16 protein-coding genes are annotated in these 20,368 nt (G+C 71.9%); 11 read left to right on the top strand and 5 right to left on the bottom strand.

What is annotated here, in order from left to right; genetic code table 11:
* Positions 1 to 17 precede the first annotated feature (17 nt).
* Entirely contained in the window at positions 18 to 1,208 is a 1,191-nt protein-coding gene (locus ACIHCM_RS32840) for a saccharopine dehydrogenase family protein (RefSeq protein WP_399904065.1), read from the bottom strand.
* Between the two features lie 91 nt (positions 1,209 to 1,299).
* Between ACIHCM_RS32840 and ACIHCM_RS32845 the strand changes: the two genes are divergently transcribed.
* The 4 genes from ACIHCM_RS32845 (at position 1,300) to ACIHCM_RS32860 (ending at position 6,445) form a co-directional block, all read left to right on the top strand.
* Positions 1,300 to 1,680, top strand: a complete 381-nt coding sequence (locus ACIHCM_RS32845; RefSeq protein ID WP_399904068.1) for an MmcQ/YjbR family DNA-binding protein — start codon at positions 1,300 to 1,302, stop codon at positions 1,678 to 1,680.
* A gap of 140 nt (positions 1,681 to 1,820) precedes the next feature.
* Complete coding sequence (locus ACIHCM_RS32850; RefSeq protein ID WP_399904071.1) at positions 1,821 to 3,017, top strand: CaiB/BaiF CoA transferase family protein; 1,197 nt, start codon at positions 1,821 to 1,823, stop codon at positions 3,015 to 3,017.
* Positions 3,014 to 4,228, top strand: a complete 1,215-nt coding sequence (locus tag ACIHCM_RS32855) for an acetyl-CoA C-acetyltransferase (RefSeq protein ID WP_399904074.1) — start codon at positions 3,014 to 3,016, stop codon at positions 4,226 to 4,228. The genes ACIHCM_RS32850 and ACIHCM_RS32855 overlap by 4 nt, the downstream gene beginning before the upstream one ends.
* A gap of 33 nt (positions 4,229 to 4,261) precedes the next feature.
* A complete protein-coding gene (locus ACIHCM_RS32860) occupies positions 4,262 to 6,445 on the top strand; it encodes a 3-hydroxyacyl-CoA dehydrogenase NAD-binding domain-containing protein (protein ID WP_399904077.1) in 2,184 nt (727 codons plus the stop codon).
* Here the strand turns inward: ACIHCM_RS32860 and ACIHCM_RS32865 are convergent.
* Positions 6,431 to 7,135: a MerR family transcriptional regulator gene (locus ACIHCM_RS32865; RefSeq protein WP_399904079.1), complete on the bottom strand. Its 705-nt coding sequence runs from the start codon at positions 7,133 to 7,135 to the stop codon at positions 6,431 to 6,433. The two genes, ACIHCM_RS32860 and ACIHCM_RS32865, sit on opposite strands and share 15 nt — an antisense overlap.
* A gap of 269 nt (positions 7,136 to 7,404) precedes the next feature.
* Between ACIHCM_RS32865 and ACIHCM_RS32870 the strand changes: the two genes are divergently transcribed.
* From ACIHCM_RS32870 to ACIHCM_RS32880, 3 genes are read left to right on the top strand one after another with little or no spacing between them, the layout of a single operon-like run.
* The gene (locus ACIHCM_RS32870) at positions 7,405 to 8,871 is read left to right on the top strand and encodes an amino acid permease (protein ID WP_399904082.1); all 1,467 of its coding nucleotides are present in this window, start codon (positions 7,405 to 7,407) and stop codon (positions 8,869 to 8,871) included.
* A gap of 42 nt (positions 8,872 to 8,913) precedes the next feature.
* Entirely contained in the window at positions 8,914 to 9,402 is a 489-nt protein-coding gene (locus tag ACIHCM_RS32875; RefSeq protein ID WP_399904086.1) for a macro domain-containing protein, read from the top strand.
* Positions 9,399 to 10,307, top strand: coding sequence for a PfkB family carbohydrate kinase (locus ACIHCM_RS32880; protein ID WP_399904089.1), 909 nt, complete (start codon positions 9,399 to 9,401; stop codon positions 10,305 to 10,307). Before ACIHCM_RS32875 ends, ACIHCM_RS32880 begins: the two co-directional genes overlap by 4 nt.
* Before the next feature lie 16 nt (positions 10,308 to 10,323).
* Here ACIHCM_RS32880 and ACIHCM_RS32885 read toward each other — a convergent pair whose 3' ends face one another.
* Positions 10,324 to 11,838 carry a M1 family metallopeptidase gene (locus tag ACIHCM_RS32885; protein WP_399904092.1) on the bottom strand — a complete coding sequence of 505 codons (1,515 nt, stop codon included), beginning with the start codon at positions 11,836 to 11,838 and terminating at the stop codon, positions 10,324 to 10,326.
* A 214-nt stretch (positions 11,839 to 12,052) separates the two neighbouring features.
* Here ACIHCM_RS32885 and ACIHCM_RS32890 point away from each other — a divergent pair, with 214 nt between their 5' ends.
* Together ACIHCM_RS32890 and ACIHCM_RS32895 are read left to right on the top strand one after the other, a co-directional pair.
* Positions 12,053 to 14,023: a Xaa-Pro dipeptidyl-peptidase gene (locus ACIHCM_RS32890; protein ID WP_399904095.1), complete on the top strand. Its 1,971-nt coding sequence runs from the start codon at positions 12,053 to 12,055 to the stop codon at positions 14,021 to 14,023.
* A 117-nt stretch (positions 14,024 to 14,140) separates the two neighbouring features.
* Positions 14,141 to 15,865: a BCCT family transporter gene (locus ACIHCM_RS32895; protein WP_399904098.1), complete on the top strand. Its 1,725-nt coding sequence runs from the start codon at positions 14,141 to 14,143 to the stop codon at positions 15,863 to 15,865.
* Between the two features lie 19 nt (positions 15,866 to 15,884).
* On the opposite strand, the gene ACIHCM_RS32900 is transcribed toward ACIHCM_RS32895, so the two are convergent.
* Positions 15,885 to 16,841, bottom strand: a complete 957-nt coding sequence (locus ACIHCM_RS32900) for an FAD-dependent oxidoreductase (RefSeq protein WP_399904101.1) — start codon at positions 16,839 to 16,841, stop codon at positions 15,885 to 15,887.
* Between the two features lie 66 nt (positions 16,842 to 16,907).
* Here ACIHCM_RS32900 and ACIHCM_RS32905 point away from each other — a divergent pair, with 66 nt between their 5' ends.
* Positions 16,908 to 17,930 (top strand): oxidoreductase, encoded by a 1,023-nt coding sequence (locus tag ACIHCM_RS32905; RefSeq protein ID WP_399904104.1) that lies wholly within the window; start codon positions 16,908 to 16,910, stop codon positions 17,928 to 17,930.
* A gap of 162 nt (positions 17,931 to 18,092) precedes the next feature.
* Positions 18,093 to 19,733, top strand: coding sequence for an ABC-F family ATP-binding cassette domain-containing protein (locus ACIHCM_RS32910; RefSeq protein WP_399904107.1), 1,641 nt, complete (start codon positions 18,093 to 18,095; stop codon positions 19,731 to 19,733).
* On the opposite strand, the gene ACIHCM_RS32915 is transcribed toward ACIHCM_RS32910, so the two are convergent.
* A complete protein-coding gene (locus ACIHCM_RS32915; protein WP_399904110.1) occupies positions 19,730 to 20,299 on the bottom strand; it encodes a putative glycolipid-binding domain-containing protein in 570 nt (189 codons plus the stop codon). The genes ACIHCM_RS32910 and ACIHCM_RS32915 overlap by 4 nt on opposite strands.
* Positions 20,300 to 20,368: the final 69 nt, after the last annotated feature.

Here is a 20,368-nt window from a genome sequence, read left to right on the forward strand (position 1 = left end):
GGGCCCCGCCGTCGCAGCTACCGGCTCGCCGCCACCCGGAACGTGATGCCCGCCGCGCGGAGGCGTTCGAGCAGGGCGTCGCCCATTGCCGTCGCCGTGGTGACCTGTCCGGCGGTCGGTGGCAGGTCGTCGAAGGCCAGGGACAGAGCCCCCTCGGCGAACATCTTCGCCGTCTCGCCGTACCCGGGGTCACCGCCCGCGACCTCGGTGAACACCTTCCGTCCGCCGCCCTCGCCCACGAAGCGCACGGAGAACCAGCTCTTGGCGCGCTTCTCAGCGCCCGGCCCCTCGCCGGGCTTGAGCCGGGCGGACAACCAGCGCCGGGCGGGCGGCAGTTGGGCCGCCGTCGCGAGCGCGCCCAGCGCCGCCACCCCGCCCACCGCGACCGGCAGCCGCCGTACGGCGGCGTAGTGCCGGTAGCGGAAGTCGGGGCCGTAGCGCTCAAGCGCCTTGGCCGACCGGCGCACGATCTGCGGGTCGATGGTCGGCAGCGGCAGTGCCCAGGCGCGCACCTCGGGGACGAACCGCGGTGCCGCCGCCGGGGTCGTGGCCCGCCGCCCCACCAGGCGCGGTTCGTGCCGGTGCCGTTCCCGGGCCGCGGCGGCCATCTGCCGGGGCCGCGCGAACTGGTTCAGCGCGGAGGCGAACGTTCCGCCCGAGAAGGTGGCGTCCACCGTCACGAAACCGTCGACCGTCAGCGGCACACCCTCGGGAAGCTGCTGGACGGTGTAGTACACGCCCAGGTCGTGCGGCACCGAGTCGAATCCGGCCGCGTGCACCAGCCGGGCGCCGGTCTCCCGCGCGCGTGCGTCGTGCCGGACGTACGTCAGGTCGACGAACTCGGGCTCACCCGACAGGTCGAGATAGTCCGTGCCGTTGTCCGCGCAGGCGGCGACGAGTTCCTCGCCGTACGTCACATAGGGGCCCACCGTCGTGGCCACCACACGCGCCTGCTCGGCGAGCCGGCGCAGCGACGCCGGGTCGGTCACGTCGGCCCGCAGCACCCCGATCTCCGCCCCGTGCGGAGACTGCTCCCGCAGCCGCTCCCGCAGCCGGGCCAGTTGCAGTTCGCCCCGGCCTGCGACGGCCCAGCGCAGGTCCTTCGGGGCATGCTCGGCGAGGTACTCGGCCGTCAGTGTCCCCACGAACCCCGTGGCTCCGAAGAGCACGATGTCGTACGGACGGTCAGCCCTGGACGGATTGCTCATGACACCCCTCGCTTCCGCAGCCCGCGCCGCTGTCGGTGGCTGAGGCTAGCGTGAGCAGTGCGGAGCCCGAAGACGAGCCCGGAGGTGGACGGTGGCGGTGCCCAGGAACGCCCTGAAGAAGTGGGAAAAAGTGCGCGAGTTCGCGCTCGGCCTGCCCGGCGCCGCCGAGGAGTTCCCCTGGGGCGAGTCCGTCGCCAAGGTCAACAAGAAGGTGTTCGTGTTCCTCGGCGTCAGCGACGGCAGCTACCCGATGGGCGTCACCGTCAAGCTCAAGGACGGCACCAGCCACGCCCACGCCCTCACCGCCCCCGGCGCCGAGCCCGCCGGCTACGGCCTGGGCAGGTCCGGCTGGGTGCGGATCCCGGTGGAGCCGCAGGGCGCCCCGGCCGCGGAGCTGCTGTGCGACTGGGTGGAGGAGAGCTACCGCGTCGTCGCCCCCAAGCGGCTGATAGCGGAGCTGGACGCACGCTGACGCCGCATCGGCGTGGTGGTGCGGCCGACGGCCTGGCACCCTGTGTCTAAGCGCTTGCTCGTTCAGGCCTTGTGCCTACTGGAACACGTTCTTACCATCACCGGTGTTACATCAGTTGTGTCACAGCGACAGGGGGCTGGATGACCACGGCAACGACGCCGGCGGCGACGCCACCGCCCGGCCCGCTCACCGGCGTGCGCGTGGTCGAGCTGGCCGGAATCGGCCCCGGCCCGTTCGCGGCCATGCTCCTCGCCGACCTAGGCGCCGATGTGGTCCGCGTGGACCGCCCCGGCGGCGCCGGTCTCGCGATCGACCCCGCCTACGACCTCACCAACCGCAACAAACGCTCGGTGATCGTCGACCTGAAGTCCCCGGACGGCCCCGCCCGCGTCCTGGACCTCGCGGCCCGCGCCGACATCCTGATCGAGGGCAACCGCCCCGGCGTCGCCGAACGCCTCGGCGTCGGCCCCGACGCCTGCCACGCCCGCAACCCCGCGCTCGTCTACGGCCGGATGACCGGCTGGGGCCAGGAAGGCCCCCTCGCCCACCGTGCCGGCCACGACATCGCCTACATCGCGCCGACCGGCACCCTCGGCATGATCGGCCGCCCGGACGAGGCCCCGGCCGTCCCCGCCAACCTGCTCGGCGACTACGCGGGCGGCTCCCTGTACCTGGTCGCCGGCATCCTGGCCGCACTGCACCACGCCCGCGCCACGGGCACCGGCCAGGTCGTCGACGCCGCCATCGTCGACGGCGCCGCGCACCTGTCCGCGATGATCCACGGCATGCTCGCCGCCGGTGGCTGGCAGGACCGGCGCGGCGCCAACCTCCTCGACGGCGGCTGCCCGTTCTACGGGACCTACGAGACGGCCGACGGCCAGTACATGGCGGTGGGCGCGCTGGAGCAGCAGTTCTACGACGAGTTCGTCACGCTGCTCGGCATCGACGGCCAGGCCCCGGCCCGCAAGGACATCACCCGCTGGGGCGAACTGCGCGAGGCCGTCGCCGCCCGCTTCAAGACCCGTACCAGGGAGGAATGGACGGCCCTCTTCGAGGGCACCGACGCCTGCGTGGCACCCGTCCTGTCGCTGCGCGAGGCCCCGCACCACCCGCACCTGGCCGCGCGCGGCACCTTCACCGACCACGGCGGCATCACCCAGCCGGCCCCAGCCCCCCGCTTCTCCGCCACCCCGACCGCCGTCCGCACCGGCCCGGCCCGGCCCGGCGCCGACACCGCGGACGTGGCCCGCGACTGGGACGTACCGGGCCTGACACCCGGCGCGCCCGAGCCGTCCCCAGCCCTCTCGAAAGCCCCTCACCGAAAGGCCCCCCAGTGACCACCGAAGCGTACGTCTACGACGCGATCCGCACCCCGCGTGGACGGGGCAAGGCGAACGGCGCCCTGCACGGCACCAAGCCCATCGACCTGGTCGTCGGGCTCATCCACGAACTCCGCGACCGCTTCCCCGGCCTCGACCCCGCCGCGATCGACGACATCGTGCTCGGTGTCGTCGGGCCCGTGGGCGACCAGGGCTCCGACATCGCCCGGATCGCCGCGGTCGCCGCCGGACTGCCGGACACGGTGGCGGGCGTGCAGGAGAACCGCTTCTGTGCCTCCGGCCTCGAAGCCGTCAACATGGCCGCGATGAAGGTCCGTTCGGGCTGGGAGGACCTCGTCCTCGCGGGCGGCGTCGAGTCGATGTCCCGGGTGCCGATGGCCTCGGACGGCGGCGCCTGGTTCAACGACCCGATGACCAACCTCGCGGTCAACTTCGTCCCGCAGGGCATCGGCGCCGACCTGATCGCCACCATCGAGGGCTTTACCCGCCGCGACGTCGACGAGTACGCGGCGCTGTCCCAGGAGCGGGCGGCGACCGCCTGGAAGGAGAGCCGCTTCGAGCGCTCCGTCGTGCCGGTGAAGGACCGCGGCGGCCTGGTCGTCCTCGACCACGACGAGCACATGCGCCCCGGCACCACCGCCGACTCGCTCGCCAAGCTGAAGCCGTCGTTCGCCGACATCGGCGACCTCGGCGGCTTCGACGCCGTGGCGCTGCAGAAGTACCACTGGGTGGAGCAGATCGACCACGTCCACCACGCGGGCAACTCCTCCGGCATCGTCGACGGCGCCGCCCTCGTCGCGATCGGCTCCAAGGAGGTGGGGGAGCGCTACGGCCTCACCCCGCGCGCGCGGATCGTCTCCGTCGCGGTCTCCGGCTCCGAGCCCACCATCATGCTCACCGGCCCCGCCCCGGCCACCCGCAAGGCGCTCGCCAAGGCCGGGCTCACCATCGACGACATCGACCTCGTCGAGATCAACGAGGCCTTCGCCGCGGTCGTCCTGCGCTTCGTGAAGGACATGGGCCTGTCCCTGGACAAGGTCAATGTCAACGGCGGCGCCATCGCCCTCGGCCACCCCCTCGGCGCCACCGGCGCGATGATCCTCGGCACCCTCGTCGACGAACTGGAGCGCCAGGACAAGCGGTTCGGCCTCGCCACGCTGTGCGTCGGCGGCGGCATGGGCATCGCCACCATCGTCGAACGCGTCTGACCGGCCCGTCCCAGATCCCGATACGGAGAAGCAATGACCGAGAGCACCACCATCCGCTGGGAGCAGGACGAGACCGGCGTCGTCACCCTCGTCCTGGACGACCCGGGCCAGTCCGCGAACACCATGAACCAGGCGTTCCGGGAATCCCTCGCCGCGATCACCGACCGGCTGGAGGCCGAGCAGGACTCCATCCGCGGCATCGTCTTCACCTCCGCCAAGAAGACCTTCTTCGCCGGCGGCGACCTGCGTGACCTGATCCGCGTCACCCCGGAGACCGTCCAGGAGCTGTTCGACGGTGGCCTGGCGATCAAGCGCAACCTGCGCCGCATCGAGACCCTGGGCAAGCCGGTCGTCGCCGCGATGAACGGCGCGGCCCTGGGCGGCGGTTACGAGATCGCCCTCGCCTGCCACCACCGCGTCGCCCTGGACGCGCCCGGCTCGAAGATCGGCTGCCCCGAGGTCACCCTCGGCCTGCTGCCCGGAGGCGGCGGCGTGGTCCGCACCGTCCGGCTGCTGGGCATCGCCGACGCCCTGCTGAAGGTCCTCCTCCAGGGCACCCAGTACAGCCCCCGGCGCGCCCTGGAGAACGGCCTGGTCGACGAGGTGGCCGAGACGCCCGAGGAGATGCTCGCCAAGGCACGCGCCTTCATCGACGCCCACCCCGAGTCGCAGCAGCCCTGGGACAAGCCCGGCTACCGCATCCCCGGCGGCACCCCGGCCAACCCGAAGTTCGCGGCCAACCTGCCCGCCTTCCCCGCCAACCTGCGCAAGCAGACGAACGGCGCCCCCTACCCGGCCCCGCGCAACATCCTCGCCGCCGCGGTCGAGGGCTCCCAGGTCGACTTCGAGACCGCCCAGGTCATCGAGGCCCGCTACTTCGTGGAGCTGGCGGCCGGCCAGACCTCGAAGAACATGATCCAGGCGTTCTTCTTCGACCTCCAGGCCGTCAACTCCGGCGCCAACCGCCCGAAGGGCGTCGAACCCCGCCAGGTCCGCAAGGTGGCCGTCCTCGGCGCCGGGATGATGGGCGCCGGCATCGCCTACTCCTGCGCCCGCGCGGGTATCGAGGTCGTCCTGAAGGACGTCTCCCTGGAAGCCGCGCTCAAGGGCAAGGACTACTCCGGGAAGCTGTGCGCGAAGGCCGTCGCCAAGGGCCGTACGACGCAGGAGAAGGCCGACGCGCTGCTCGCCCGCATCACGCCCACCGCCGAGGTCCAGGACCTCGCCGGCTGCGACGCGGTGATCGAGGCCGTCTTCGAGGACACCGCGCTGAAGCACAAGGTGTTCCAGGAGATCGAGCAGGTCGTCGCGCCGGACGCGCTGCTGTGCTCCAACACCTCCACCCTGCCCATCACCGCCCTCGCCGAGGGCGTCCAGCGCCAGGGCGACTTCATCGGGCTGCACTTCTTCTCGCCGGTCGACAAGATGCCGCTCGTCGAGATCATCAAGGGCGAGCGCACCGGCGACGAGGCCCTCGCCCGCGCCTTCGACCTGGTGCGGCAGATCAACAAGACGCCGATCGTCGTGAACGACTCGCGCGGCTTCTTCACCTCCCGGGTCATCGGCCACTTCATCAACGAGGGCGTGGCGATGGTCGGCGAGGGCATCGAGCCCGCGTCGGTCGAGCAGGCGGCGGCGCAGGCGGGCTACCCGGCCAAGGTGCTGTCCCTCATGGACGAGCTGACGCTCACCCTCCCGCGCAAGATCCGCAGCGAGACGAGGCGGGCCGTCGAGGAGGCGGGCGGCACCTGGACCCCGCACCCGGCGGACGCCGTCATCGACCGCATGGTCGACGAGTTCGGCCGCACCGGCCGCAGCGGTGGCGCCGGCTTCTACGAGTACGGGGAGGACGGCAGGCGCGCCCGCCTGTGGCCCGGACTGCGGGAGCACTTCACGGGCGCGGGCACCGAGATCCCCTTCCGCGACATGCAGGAGCGGATGCTCTTCTCCGAGGCGCTGGACACGGTCCGGCTGCTCGAGGAGGGCGTGCTCACCTCGGTCGCCGACGCCAACATCGGCTCGATCCTCGGCATCGGCTTCCCCGGCTGGACCGGCGGCGTCCTGCAGTACATCAACGGCTACGAGGGCGGCCTGCCGGGCTTCGTGGCCCGCGCGCGGGAGCTCGCCGAGCGCTACGGGGACCGCTTCGACCCGCCGGCGCTGCTGGTGGAGAAGGCGGAGAAGGGGGAGCGGTTCAGCGACTCAGCCCGTTCCTGACTCCGTGAGCCACTCGCCCAACTCCTCCTTCAGCGACCGCTGGAAAGTCGTCAGGAGCGCCTGCACGACCAAGGGGCGCATGTGCGCGGAGAGGGACTTCACGTCCTGTGTCCCGCGCTCCGACACCTCACCGCGGAAGAGCTGGGCGAGCTCGTGAGCCGCGGCGCGCGAGTGTTCGATGAGGACCTTGCGCGCCGCCAGGATCGCCTCCTCGGAGAGCGGCACGTCCAGCAGCCGGACACCGAGCCGCAGCAGACCGAGGTCGACGTCGTACGCGCCGTCGCGGGACCGGACCACGTCCATCGCGGTCAGCCGCTCGATGTCGGCGTCGGGCAGGGCCCGCCCGGCCCGGCGCTCCAGCTCCGTACGCGTGACCCGCTCCACCGTGTCCGGCGCCCAGGAAGCCACCACCGCACGGTGGATGGCCAGATCGGGTGCGCTCAGATCCGCCGGCAATTGCCGTAGATAGCGCTCGATGGCCGCCAGCGTCATGCCCTGCCGCTGCAACTCCTCGATGAGCTCCAGCCGGGCCAGGTGCTCCCGCCCGTAGTGACCCACCCGGCGCGGACCGATCTCCGGCGGCGGCAGCAGGCCCTTGGTGCCGTAGAAGCGCACGGTGCGCACCGTGACGCCCGCCCGGGCGGCCAGCTCGTCGATCGTGAAGGTCGGCTCCTCGGTGTCGGTCGTCATGCGCAGCAGTATCGCTGTCTCACCAGTGCTGTGAAACCTCGTGCACAGCTCGTGAGCACGCCGTGGTGAACCGGGGGTGATGTGGGGGTGAACGTGCGGTGACTGTGTGAGAAGCAACGCTCTGTGACCTGAGCCACCCGCGGTGGGGTGATTCGTATGGGAAGGTGCTGCCTTGGTCTGTGCCACGTCACGAGCGCGGTCACGGACCGGAGTCACGTACGGACACCCGGACTCACGACGTCCGGGCGCACCAGAGAGTGGTACCACCCGTGAGCAAGGAAGCCGTGGACACGGCCAAAATCACCGCCGGGAACGGGACGACCACGACGCCCGCGGACGCGGGCGACGCCGGCTACAGCAAGGATCTCAAGGCCCGCCACGTCAACATGATCGCCATCGGCGGCGCCATCGGCACCGGCCTCTTCCTGGGCGCCGGTGGCCGCCTGCACAGCGCGGGCCCGGCGCTCGCGCTGGCCTACCTGGTCTGTGGCGTCTTCGCCTTCTTCGTCGTCCGGGCCCTCGGCGAGCTGGTCCTGTACCGGCCGTCCTCCGGGTCCTTCGTGTCGTACGCGCGCGAGTTCCTCGGTGAGAAGGGTGCCTACGTCGCCGGCTGGATGTACTTCCTGAACTGGTCGACGACCGGCATCGCCGACATCACCGCGATCGCGCTCTACACGCACTACTGGAGCATGTTCACCGACATCCCCCAGTGGGTGCTGGCGCTGATCGCCCTCGCGGTGGTCCTCGCCGTGAACCTGATCTCGGTGAAGATCTTCGGTGAGATGGAGTTCTGGTTCGCGATCATCAAGGTCGCGACGCTGGTGGCCTTCATGTTCGTCGGCATCTTCCTGCTCGCCACCCAGCACGAGGTCGGCGGCACCACGCCCGGTCTGAGCGTCATCACCGACAACGGCGGATTCCTCCCGCACGGCCTGATGCCCGTCGTCCTCGTGATGCAGGGCGTGATCTTCGCCTACGCCGCGCTGGAGCTGGTCGGTGTCGCCGCGGGCGAGACCGCCGAGCCGGAGAAGGTCGTCCCGCGCGCGGTGAACTCGATCATGTGGCGCGTCGGCCTGTTCTACGTCGGCTCGGTCGTCCTGCTGGCACTGCTGCTGCCCGGCTCGGTGTACTCGGCCGACCAGAGCCCCTTCGTCACGGTGCTGTCGAAGATCGGCGTGCCGGCCGCGGGCGACGTGATGAACCTGGTCGTCCTCACCGCGGCCATGTCGTCGCTGAACTCCGGCCTGTACTCCACGGGCCGCATCCTGCGCTCGATGGCGATGGCGGGCTCGGCACCGAAGTTCACCGCCCGCATGAACCGCAGCCAGGTGCCCTACGGCGGCATCCTGCTGACCTGCGCGGTGTGCGTGCTCGGTGTCGGCCTGAACTTCCTCGTGCCGGCCCAGGCCTTCGAGATCGTGCTGAACGTCGCCTCGCTCGGCATCATCAGCACCTGGGTGATCATCATGGTCTGCCACCTGATCTTCGTCCGCCGCGCCCAGGCGGGTCTGGTCGAGCGGCCGCACTTCCGCCTGCCCGGCAGCCCGGTCACGGAGATCGCCACGATCACCTTCCTGCTGGCCTGCCTCGCCATGATGTGGAACGACCCCGAGGTCGGCCGCAAGACGCTGATGCTCGTCCCGCTGATCGCGGTGGCGCTGGTCGCGGGCTGGTACGGCGTCCGCCGCCGCGTCTCCCGCACGGCGGACCAGGAACTGACGAAGCTCACGCAGTAACGGAGCACGGCCACTGTCAGTGGCAGCGCCTACGGTGGCGTCATGTCGGAGATCAGATATGTCCGGGGTGACGCCACCGTTCCGTCGGTCAAGGGCGTCAAGCTGATCGCCCATGTCTGCAACGACATCGGCGGCTGGGGGAGGGGCTTCGTCGTGGCCGTGTCACGCCGCTGGCCGGAGCCGGAGGCGGCCTACCGCGCCTGGCACCGCGACCGCGCGTCGAACGACTTCGGGCTGGGCGCCGTCCAGTTCGTCAAGGTCGAGCCGTACGTGTGGGTGGCCAACATGATCGGTCAGCGGGGTGTCCGGACGGGCAGCAAGGGCGCCCCCGTGCGCTACGAGGCCATCGGTACCGCTCTGGGCCACCTCGCCGCCAAGGCGGCCGGGCTCGGCGCCTCCGTGCACATGCCCCGCATAGGGTGCGGCCTGGCCGGCGGCAGGTGGTCCCGGGTGGAGCCCCTGATCGCCGAGCGGCTGGTGCGGCAAGGCGTCGCGGTGACCGTCTACGACCACGGGGAGAGCGGAAGTTGAGTACCGCCACCGACGTTCTCGTGCTGGGCGGAGCGGGCGTGGACACCGTCGTGCGCGTGCCGGAGCTGCCGCTCCCCGACGCCGACAGTTACATGATCCACGACGGGATCCACACGCGCGCGGGCCAGACCGGCGACTTCGTGGCCGTCCAACTGGCCGCACTGGGGCTGCGCACCCACCACCTCGACCTGCTCGGCGACGACCCCGAGGGCGACCTCGTCCGCGCCCTGCACCGGGACCGGGGCATCCCGTTCACCGCGATCCCGCAGCCGGCTGGCACCAAACGCGCCGTCAACCTGGTCGCCCCCGACGGACGCCGCCTGTCCCTGTACGACAGCAGCCGCGGTCACCCCGATGACCGGTTCCCCGAGGCCATGGTCCGGGAGCTGGCCGCACGCAGCCGGCACGCGCACGTCTCCATCACCCAGCCCTGCGTCCACGCCCTGCCGGCGCTGCTGGACAGCGGCGTGACGATCTCGACCGACCTGCACGACTGGGACGGCGAGAACCCCTACCACGAGCCCTTCGCCCTCGCGGCGGACATCGTCTTCCTCTCCGCCGCCCGCCTCCGCGACCCCCGGCGCACCCTGCGCCGGATCGCCGGGGAGGGCCGTGCCCGGATCGCCGTCGCCACCGCCGGTCCCGAGGGCGCTCACCTCCTCGCCGACGGCGAGCTGACCCGTGTGCCGGCGGTGGCGCCGCCCGCGCCGGTGGTGGACTCCAACGGCGCGGGCGACGCCTTCGCCGCCGCGTTCCTCTTCGGTCACCTGGGCGGCGAGCGACCCCGACGGTGCGCGCTGTACGGCGCTCTCGCCGGCGCCCACGCGTGCACGGTGCCGTCCACCCGGACCGACGCGGTGGACCGGGACGCTCTCCTCCGGCGCGCGGCTCGGATGGACGGCTGAAAGACCTCAGGCCCCTCTACTCCGCGTGTCCGTGCCCATGGTCGTGCACGCCGTTGGTCGCCGCGATCTTCTTCCACGACTTCGGCGGCTGCCCCGGCCCCTGTTGCCGGACCGGCAGCGAGGCGTCCCGTGCCGCCGGTGCCCCCGGCTTCGAGGGCTGGAACAGCCAGGTGTCGAACAGCCCGGTCAGCCGCTTGCCGGAGACCGCCTCGGCGTACCTGCGGAAGTCGGCGACCGAGGCGTTGCCGTGGGCGTACTTCCGGGGCCAGCCCTTGAGGACGGCGAAGAAGTCCTTGTCGCCGATCTTGTTGCGCAGCGCCTGCAGGGCCAGCGCACCCCGGTCGTAGACGGCCAGGTGGAACTGGTTCTCCGGCCCCGGGTCACCGGGCCGGACCGTCCAGAAGGGGTCGTCCGCCGGATGCGACGCGTACACGTGGTCCGCGATCTCTTGCGCCGTCCCCTCGCCCTCGTGCTCGGACCACAGCCACTGCGCGTAGCGCGCGAAGCCCTCGTTGATCCAGATGTCCTTCCACCCGGACACCGAGACCAGGTCGCCGTACCACTGGTGGGCCAGCTCGTGCACGACCACGGACGTGTTCGACCCGTTGGCGAACTGCCGGGGGCTGTAGAAGGGCCGGGTCTGCGTCTCCAGCGCGTAGCCGGTGTCTGTGTTCGGTACGTAGCCGCCGAGGGCGTTGTAGGGATAGGGCCCGAAGTAGCCGGTCAGCCAGTCGGCGATCTCGCCGGTCCGCTCGACGCTGGCGCGCGCCGCGCCGTCGTGGGAGCCCAGGTCCTTGGAGTAGGCGTTGACCACGGGGATGCCGCCGGGCGACGCTCCGGTCGTGATGTCGAACCTGCCGACCGCGAGCGTGGCGAGATAGGTGGCCTGCGGCTTGTCGGACCGCCAGCTGAAGCGGGTCCAGCCGGCCCGTGAACCCGTGGACTGCAGCGTGCCGTTGGAGATGGCCTGCGTGCCGTCCGGCACCTGCACCGACACGTCGTACGTGGCCTTGTCCCGCGGGTGGTCGTTGCTCGGGAACCACCACCACGCCGACTCGGGCTCACCGGCCGCGACCCCGCCGTCCGCGGTCCGCAGCCAGCTGGTGAAGCCGTACGCCTCCTTGGAGGACGGCACCCCGCTGTAGCGCACCACCACGGTGACGGCCGTTCCTTTGGCCAACGGTTTGCTCGGTGTGATCTCCAGCTCGTGTCGGCCCGAGCCGGCGAACGCCGCCTTCGCGCCGTTGACCCGCACCTCGCTGACGTCCAGCAGGAAGTCCAGGTTGAACCGGGACAGGTCCTGCGTGGTCCGGGCCAGTAAGGTCGCCGTGCCCTCCAGCCGGTCGTTCGCCGGCTGGTACTTCAGCCTGAGGTCGTAGTGGGAGACGTCGTATCCGCCGTTGCCGTACGCCGGGTAGTAGGGGTCGCCGATGCCCGGAGCGCCGGGGGAGTGGCTCGCGGCCGATGCCGGGATCGCCAGCAACAGGGACGCCGCCGCGAGTGCGCCCGGCGTAGTGATTCTGCGGTGCACTGAAGCTCCAAGTCGTAGGGGCAAAAGGTTCGTTCGGAGCCTATTCAGGCTCAGGCGTACCTGGCTTGTCCACAACAACCGCCGTCACAAGATCGCCATTCAGCCTTCATACACCCGGACGTCCCGGCGTCGGCTTCCGGCCACCTCCATCCGCCCCGGCGCGTCGTCAGGTGCCCCCTTATGCACGGCAGTTGACGGCGGTACCGTCCGGCGCATGCCGACACGTATGCGCTTCACGACCTGGAGACCGCTCGCGACGGCGGCCACCGCCGCCCTGACGGCCACCCTGCTCACCCCGTCCGCCGCACACGGCACCCCGCGGGAGAGCGCCCCGCGCGAGAGCCGCCCCGTCCACTCGTACGACACCGCCGTCCGCGAGGCCGTCTGGGTGGACACCGGCCTCGACGGCGACGGCGACGGCAGCACCGACCGCGTCGCCGTCGACATCGTCCGCCCCCGCGAACCCGCCGAGCAGGGCCGCAAGGTACCGGTCATCATGGAGGCCAGCCCCTACTACTCGTGCTGCGGCCGGGGCAACGAGAGCCAGCGCAAGTCGTACGACGCCCAGGGCGACGTCGTCTCGATGCCGCTGTACTACGACAACTACTTCGTGCCGCGCGGTTACGCATTCGTCGCCGTCGACCTCGCGGGCACCAGCCGCTCCGACGGCTGTGTGGACGTCGGCGGCCGTTCCGACGTGCGGTCCGCGAAGGCCGTCGTGGACTGGCTGAACGGGCGCGGCAGGGCGTACACCACCCGCACCGGCACCACCAGGGCCACGGCCGGCTGGACCAACGGCAGAACGGGGATGATCGGCAAGAGCTGGGACGGCACCATCGCCAACGGCGTCGCCGCCACCGGCGTGGAGGGCCTGGAGACTATCGTGCCGATCAGCGCGATCTCCTCCTGGTACGACTACTACTTCGCCAAGGGCGCCCCGCTGTACGACTCGGGCCCCGACTGGCTCTCCCAGTACGTCAACAGCCCCGAGGCCCGCGCCCGCTGCGGCGCTGTGCAGCGCAGGCTGGCCGAGGGCGCCCCCCGCACCGGCGACTGGACACCGCTGTGGACCGAGCGCGACCACCTCAGGAACGCGGGCAAGGTGCGGGCGAGCGTCTTCCTGGTCCACGGCATGCAGGACCTCAACGTCCGGATGCAGCACGTCGGCCCCTGGTGGAAGGCCCTCGGCAGGAACGGCGTCGCACGCAAGATCTGGCTCTCCCAGACGGGCCACGTCGACCCGTTCGACTTCCGGCGTGCCACCTGGGTGAAGACGCTGCACCGCTGGTTCGACCACGAACTCATGGGCTACGACAACGGCATCGACCGCGAGCCCATGGCCGACATCGAGCGTCACCCCGACCAGTGGGTGACGTCGAAGGTGTGGCCGCCGCGCGGCACCGACGCGGTACGGCTGAACACCGCTCAGGGCTCCCGGCCCGGCGTCGGCACCCTGGGCCTGCGTCCCGGCAAGGGCACCGAGACCTTCACGGACGACCCGCGGCAGAGCGAGACCGACTGGGCCGCGCGGATCGACCTGACCACCCCGGACAAGGCCGGTTTCGTCACTCGCCCCCTCACCCGCGACCTGCGTCTCGCGGGCTCCTCCGAGGTGACCGTCAGCGCGACGCCCACGACCCCGACGGCCCACCTCTCGGCCGTCCTCGTGGATCTCGGCCCCGCCACCATCCGCGACTACGCAGACGCCGCGGAGGGCATCACCACCCTTCCCGACCGCACCTGCTGGGGGCCGTCCACCAGCGGCGACAGCTCCTGCTACCAGGAGACCCGGGCCCGGAACGCCGACGTCGACGCCACGATCGTCAGCCGCGGCTGGGCCGACCTCGGCAATCACGCCGACGACCTCGCGGGCCGCCCGCTCACCCCGGGCAAGCGGTACACCATCACCCTCGACCTGGCGGCGACCGACCACGTGATCCCGGCCGGACACCGGCTGGCCCTGATCGTCGCGGGTACCGACAAGGACCTCATCGACCCGCCGGCCGACACCCCGAGCCTGACCCTGGACCTCTCCCGCACCTTCGTGCGCGTGCCGCTGACCGGTGGAGCCGCCGCCTTCGCCCGCGCCACCGCGGGCGCGCACGCGGGCGCATCCGCAGCGGCCGAGTTGACCGGCGTACGCGATCCGCGCACCGCCCGGCGTCTACCGGAGGAAAGCCGGTGATCCGCGCGGCGTGTCCCGACACGGGCAGATGAAACAGGCCTACTTTCCGCCACATGGGTAGGGGCGACACGGAGGCACCCCCTGTGACCTCCGTGGCTCTGAGGAAAGGTGCCGCCCGTGACGAACGACCGACCACGCGACCGCGACCGCCCGGCAGGTGACTCACTGCCGGGATCGGAGGCGGGTCTCCCCGGGAAGGAACGGCCCCGGACCGACCGGATCGTGTTCGGGGTCACAGCCGTGCTCACGCTGGCCTTCGTGGTCTGGGGCGCGGCCGCGACCGACTCCCTGGAGAGCGTCTCCAGCAGCATGCTCAGCGGCCTGATGCACAACGGTGGCTGGGCGTTCATGCTGGCCGCCTCGGGGTTCGTCGTGTTCGCCCTCTGGCTCGCGGCCAGCCGTTACGGGCGGATCCACCTCGGCGCCGAGGGCGAGGAGCCGGAGTTCCGCACGGTGTCGTGGGTCGCCATGATGTTCAGCGCGGGCATGGGCATCGGCCTGATGTTCTACGGCGTGAGCGAGCCGCTGGCGCACTACGGCACGCCGCCGCCGGGCACGTCCCCGGCCGACTCCGGTGAGCGCATGGAGACGGCCATGGCCACCACCCTGTTCCACTGGACGCTCCACCCGTGGGCGATCTACGCCGTGGTGGGACTCGCCATCGCGTACGGCACCTTCCGCAGGCGCCGCCGCCAGACGATAAGCGCCGTCTTCACCCCGCTCATCGGCAGGAAGCACGCGAACGGCACGGCGGGCCGGGTCATCGACATCCTGGCGATCGTCGCGACGGTCTTCGGCTCCGCCGCCTCGCTGGGGCTCGGCGCGCTGCAGATCGGGTCCGGGGTGCGGGAGCTGGACTGGATGGACGAGGTGAGCACCGGGCTGCTCGTCACGATCATCGCGGTGCTCACCCTGGCGTTCGTCGCCTCCGCCGTCTCGGGTGTGGAGAAGGGCATCCAGTGGCTGTCCAACACGAACATGGTGCTGGCCCTGGTGCTCGCCGTGTTCGTGTTCATCGCGGGCCCCACCGTCGTCGTCCTCGACCTGCTGCCCACCTCGGTCTTCTCCTACCTCGGTGATCTGCCGCAGCTCGCGGGCCGCACCGAGGCGAGCGGTGGCGAGGGCGTCGCGGACTGGCTGGGCAGCTGGACCGTCTTCTACTGGGCCTGGTGGATCTCCTGGACGCCGTTCGTCGGCATGTTCATCGCCCGCATCAGCCGGGGCCGCACCATCCGGCAGTTCATCGGCGGTGTCATCCTCGTGCCCAGCTCGGTCAGTCTGGTCTGGTTCGCCGTCTTCGGCGGCTCGGCGATGAAGTTGCAGCAGCAGGGGCGGCTCGCCGACGAGTCCACTCCCGAGGGCCAGCTCTTCGCCGTGCTGCGGGAGTTCCCCGTCGCCACGGTCACCAGCCTGCTGGTGATGATCCTCGTGGGTATCTTCTTCGTCTCCGGAGCCGACGCCGCCTCGATCGTCATGGGCACCCTGTCGCAGAAGGGCGCGCTCGAACCGTCCCGCCTGGTCGTGGTGTTCTGGGGCGTGGTCACCGGGGCGGTCGCCGCCATCATGCTGCTGGTGGGCAGCGGTGAGGGCGACGCGCTGACCGGTCTGCAGAACCTGACGATCCTCGCGGCGGCCCCGTTCGTCGTCGTGATGATCTTCATGTGTGTCGCGCTCATGCGCGACCTGCGCCGGGACCCGGTCATCGTCCGCAACCAGATGGGCTCGGAGGCGGTCGAACTGGCCGTCATCGAGGGCCACAAGAAGTACGACGGCGAGTTCGAACTCCGCATCGGCCCGGGCCGCGGCCCGGACGTGGAGGGTGACCCGATCGGCAAGCACTGACCCGAGTCGGGTCCCCGCGTCAGGAGGAGGCGGCCAGCCGTGCCGCCTCCTCCGCGCACCCCCACGCAACGGTCACGCCCGCACCTCCGTGACCGTAGTTGTGCACCAGCACCCGCCCGCCCGGCAGCGGTTCGCGCTCCAGCCGCACGGCGTCGCGCACCGGCCGCAGCCCCACCCGGTGCTCCAGCACCCGCGCACCGGCGACCTCCGGCCGCAGGGCCGCGCACCGCCGTACGATCGCCTCCGCCACCGCCGGGTCCGGCGACCTCGACCAGGCGTCCTCCTCCGAGGTGCCGCCCAGCACCAGCCGCCCCGGATGCGGGAAGACGTGCGCGATCCCACCGGCGGCGTCCTTGGAGACGATCCAGGTGTGGATGCCCGGGTTCTCCACCACGACGAGCTGCCCGCGCACGGGGCGCACGGACGCGTCCGGCACCAGCTCCCGCGCGCCCAGCCCCGTGCAGTTCACCACCACCGGCGCGTCCGCCTCCGCCAGCGCCGAGACGGTGCGCTCCTCCACCTCCCCGCCCGCGGCCCCCAACCGGTCCCGCAGCCACGGCAGATGAGTCGACATGTCGACCAGCGGCAGCCGGGCCCACAGCCCCACCGGACCGCCGTACTCCTCGGGCGTCGCCGCGCGCAGCCCCTCGAGCCGGCCCGCCGTCCACGAGCCGGTCTCGTCCGGACCGGTGTCGCCCATCACCCCTTCGACCAGGCGTACGCCTGTTTCCCCGGGGCGTCCGGCCAGTTCCTCGTAGACATCCAGGGAGCGCAGTGCCCAGCCGCGCGCAGCCTTGATCGGCTCGATGCGGTACGGCCACCACAGCGCGCCCGCAACCGCCGAGGTGGTCCGCTCGAGAGGGTCCCGCGTCCACACCCGCACCCGCCGGCCCCGCTCCGCCAGCACCACGGCCGTGGTCAGCCCGATGACACCCCCGCCGACGACGATCACTTCGTCCCGCGTGTGACTGCTCATGCCGGGACGGTAGCGGAATGTGTCATGCTGCGATCAGAGCGCCGTAAGTATGGGGATACTCACCGTATGTCTGCCGCGTACGCGACCTTCGGCCTGGCACCGGCGATGCGTGCCGGTGGAGTCCTCGCGGACGGTGCCTACCAGGTGCACCGGGACTTCGTGGACTTCATCGTCGACGGGCGCCCGCTGCTGTTCCAGCTCTCGGACCTGGACGCCGTCTCCCCGCTCGCCTCCGACGTCCCGCCCGCCATCTTCACCGCCCAGGTGCGCAGCCTGTTGCTGGAGGCCGGGGCACCGCTGTCCGGCGGGCGCTACGTCATCTACGGCTGCCCCGAGTGCGCCGACCTCGCGTGCGGCGCGGTGACCGCGGTGATCGAGCGGGCCGGCGACGACTTCGTGTGGCGGGACTTCGCCTGGCAGACCGCCGAACAGGCCGACCTGGAGCTGAACGGCTACCGGGGAATCGGCCCGTTCCGCTTCCACGGCGGCGAGTACCGCACGGCGCTGAACTCCCTGCTGAACTCCGAAGGCCCCGGCGGCCGCCGTCGCGTCCTGCTGATCGGCGCCCGCGTCGCCCTGCTCGCCAAGCTCGCCGCCGCCCTGCGCACCATCGGTATCGGGGCCGACATCACCCGCGACGCCGACGGCGTCCCCGCCGGCGAACTGCGCGGCTACGGAGCCGTCACCTTCGGCCCGGGGACCGGCGAGGCGGAGCGGGCGGCGGTACGCAGGGCCTTCGAGCGCGCCGGGGTCGAGGTGGCCTACGCCGACGGCCTCGCCCCGATCGTCCCGCTGCTCGTCGCCCAGATCGAGCAGGCCCTCGACCGCGGCCCCGCCGAGCAGCGCCGCCTCACCCGCCTGGTCGCGGCCGGCGGTGAGGCGGGCATCGAGGTCACCTCCGCGTGCCGGGTCCGGCTCACCGTCTACCGCCGCGACCGGCTCGCCCGCACCCACGTCCACGAGGTCTTCGACGGCCTGCTCGAACCGGGCCTGCACCGTATCCCGCTCGACGCGAAGGCCATGCGGGGCGAGGCGTACGTGGTGGCCAGGACGGCGGGAAGCGTGCTGGTGGGGGCGCTGGCACGCTGAGGGCCGAGGCGAGGGGCGGCCTGCCCGGGTCACCGGTGCCTGTCCGGCACTCCCCGTCCGCCGCACGGCACCATGCGCCCGCTGCCGCCGCGCCCGACGCCGTCCGGCCGCCCTGCGGGCGACGACGCGAGCCGGCCGTCAGGCCCTAGAATCGGCGGTCTGATGACTGCCACCCTCGTCGCCAAGAACCTCGCCGCCGGCCATGGCGACCGCGCGCTCTTCACCGGGCTCGACCTGGTCGTCGCGCCCGGCGACGTGATCGGGCTGGTCGGTGCCAACGGCGCCGGGAAGTCCACTCTGCTGCGGATGCTCGCCGGGCTCGACGCGCCGGAGCAGGGTCAGCTGCGCCTGTCCCCGCCCACCGCCACCGTCGGGCACCTGCCGCAGGAACCGGAGCGGCGGCCGGGCGAGACGGTACGGGAGTTCCTGGCCCGCCGCACCGGCGTCGCCGAGGCCCAGCGCGCCATGGACGCCGCCACCCAGGCGCTGGTCGACGGGGCGCCCGGCGCGGACGACGCCTACGCGACCGCTCTGGAGCGCTGGCTCGGCCTCGGCGGCGCCGACCTCGACGAACGCGCCGAGGAGGTCGCCGACTCGCTCGGCCTCGCCGTCGGCCTCGACCAGCCCATGACCTCCCTGTCCGGCGGGCAGGCCGCCCGCGCCGGCCTCGCCTCGCTGCTGCTCTCCCGCTACGACGTCTTCCTTCTCGACGAGCCCACCAACGACCTCGACCTCGACGGCCTGGAGCGCCTCGAACGCTTCGTCGGAGGCCTGCGTGCCGGCACGGTCGTCGTCAGCCACGACCGCGAGTTCCTCACCCGCACGGTCACCAAGGTCCTCGAACTCGACCTCGCCCAGCAGCAGATCAACCTGTACGGCGGCGGCTACGCGGCCTACCTGGAGGAGCGCGACGTGGCCCGCCGGCACGCGCGCGAGGAGTTCGAGGAGTACGCCGACAAGAAGGCGGCCCTGCAGGACCGGGCGCAGATGCAGCGGTCCTGGATGGACAAGGGCGTGAAGAACGCCCGGCGCAAGGCGGGCAACGACAACGACAAGATCGGCCGCAAGTTCCGCAGCGAGGCCAGCGAGAAACAGGCCGCGAAGGCCCGGCAGACCCAGCGCATGATCGAACGGCTGGACGTGGTCGAGGAGCCCCGCAAGGAGTGGGAGCTGCGCATGGAGATCGCCTCGGCACCGCGCTCCGGCGCTGTCGTGGCGACCCTGCGCGACGCCGAGGTCCGCCGGGGCGGCTTCACGCTCGGCCCGGTGTCCCTCCAGATCGACTGGGCGGACCGGGTCGCGGTCACCGGCGCGAACGGAGCGGGCAAGTCGACGCTTCTCGGGGCGCTGCTCGGGCGGGTGGCCCTCGACGCCGGGCACGCCGCGCTGGGCTCCGGCGTGCTGGTCGGCGAGGTCGACCAGGCCCGCAAGCTGTTCCACGGCCCGGAGACCCTGCTGGACGCGTTCCACCGTGCGGTTCCCGAAACCGAACCGGTCGAAGTGCGTACGCTCCTGGCCAAGTTCGGCCTGAAGCCGGACCATGTGCTGCGCCCGGCGGCCACCCTCTCGCCCGGCGAGCGCACCCGCGCCGCCCTCGCCCTCCTCCAGGGCCGGGGCGTCAACCTGCTGGTCCTCGACGAGCCGACCAACCACCTCGACCTGCCCGCCATCGAGCAGCTGGAGTCGGCCCTCGACGCCTACACCGGCACCCTGCTGCTGGTCACGCACGACCGCCGCATGCTCGACGCGGTCCACGTCACCCGACGGCTGGAGATCGCGGACGGCAAGGTGACCGAGCGCTAACGAGGCGTGAGCCGCGTCGCCAGCTCGGGATAGTCGACGACAAGGCCGTCCGCGTCGAGGTCGAGATCGCTGCGGAAGTCACCCGACGCGTAGCGCACCCGCCCACCGCCGTCCGCGCCGCCGAGGTGCGTATAGGTCTGCACCGAGGGCCGTACGGCCAGGTCGGGCACCGACACCCAGGCCATCAGGAACTCCCTCTCACCGGCGGCCCGGTGCAGGCCGTGCCGGAGCACCGGCATGGTGTTGGTCAGGGGACACAGGCCGAGGTCGCAGTCGAGCGCCCCGTGCACCTCCGGCAGCGGCTCGCCGTCGGCGGTCCATCCGCCCCGCCCGTCGTGCCGCAGCTCGAGCGTCCGTGTCACCTCGGGAGTCTCGGTGGTCACCCGCAGCTGCCGGGTCACGTACCCGTCCCCGGTGTCGAGTTCGTACGACACCCAGTACGGCTCCGGGTCCGTCCCCACCGCCCGCCCCCGCGCCCGCAGCGTCTGCCCGTCGAACACGACCCAGGCCGTCTCGTACCCGTGGCTCGCCATGACGTCCCAGGTCACCGCACGCGAAGTGGTCATGCCGCCACCCTACGGGCAAGGTGCCGGCCCACGCCCGGCCACGACCCGGGCCACTGCGCGGCGCCCGCC

The organism is Streptomyces sp. NPDC052023, assembly GCF_044548465.1.
In the GTDB taxonomy this organism is placed as follows: domain Bacteria; phylum Actinomycetota; class Actinomycetes; order Streptomycetales; family Streptomycetaceae; genus Streptomyces.

What these genes read in the sequence shown, in the direction of transcription:
- ACIHCM_RS32840 (WP_399904065.1), bottom strand. Translation starts at nt 1,208, where the DNA reads ATGAGCAATCCGTCCAGGGCTGACCGTCCGTACGACATCGTGCTCTTC.
- ACIHCM_RS32850 (WP_399904071.1), top strand. Translation starts at nt 1,821, where the DNA reads ATGACCACGGCAACGACGCCGGCGGCGACGCCACCGCCCGGCCCGCTC.
- ACIHCM_RS32860 (WP_399904077.1), top strand. Translation starts at nt 4,262, where the DNA reads ATGACCGAGAGCACCACCATCCGCTGGGAGCAGGACGAGACCGGCGTC.
- ACIHCM_RS32865 (WP_399904079.1), bottom strand. Translation starts at nt 7,135, where the DNA reads ATGACGACCGACACCGAGGAGCCGACCTTCACGATCGACGAGCTGGCC.
- ACIHCM_RS32875 (WP_399904086.1), top strand. Translation starts at nt 8,914, where the DNA reads ATGTCGGAGATCAGATATGTCCGGGGTGACGCCACCGTTCCGTCGGTC.
- ACIHCM_RS32890 (WP_399904095.1), top strand. Translation starts at nt 12,053, where the DNA reads ATGCCGACACGTATGCGCTTCACGACCTGGAGACCGCTCGCGACGGCG.
- ACIHCM_RS32900 (WP_399904101.1), bottom strand. Translation starts at nt 16,841, where the DNA reads ATGAGCAGTCACACGCGGGACGAAGTGATCGTCGTCGGCGGGGGTGTC.
- ACIHCM_RS32905 (WP_399904104.1), top strand. Translation starts at nt 16,908, where the DNA reads ATGTCTGCCGCGTACGCGACCTTCGGCCTGGCACCGGCGATGCGTGCC.
- ACIHCM_RS32910 (WP_399904107.1), top strand. Translation starts at nt 18,093, where the DNA reads ATGACTGCCACCCTCGTCGCCAAGAACCTCGCCGCCGGCCATGGCGAC.
- ACIHCM_RS32915 (WP_399904110.1), bottom strand. Translation starts at nt 20,299, where the DNA reads ATGACCACTTCGCGTGCGGTGACCTGGGACGTCATGGCGAGCCACGGG.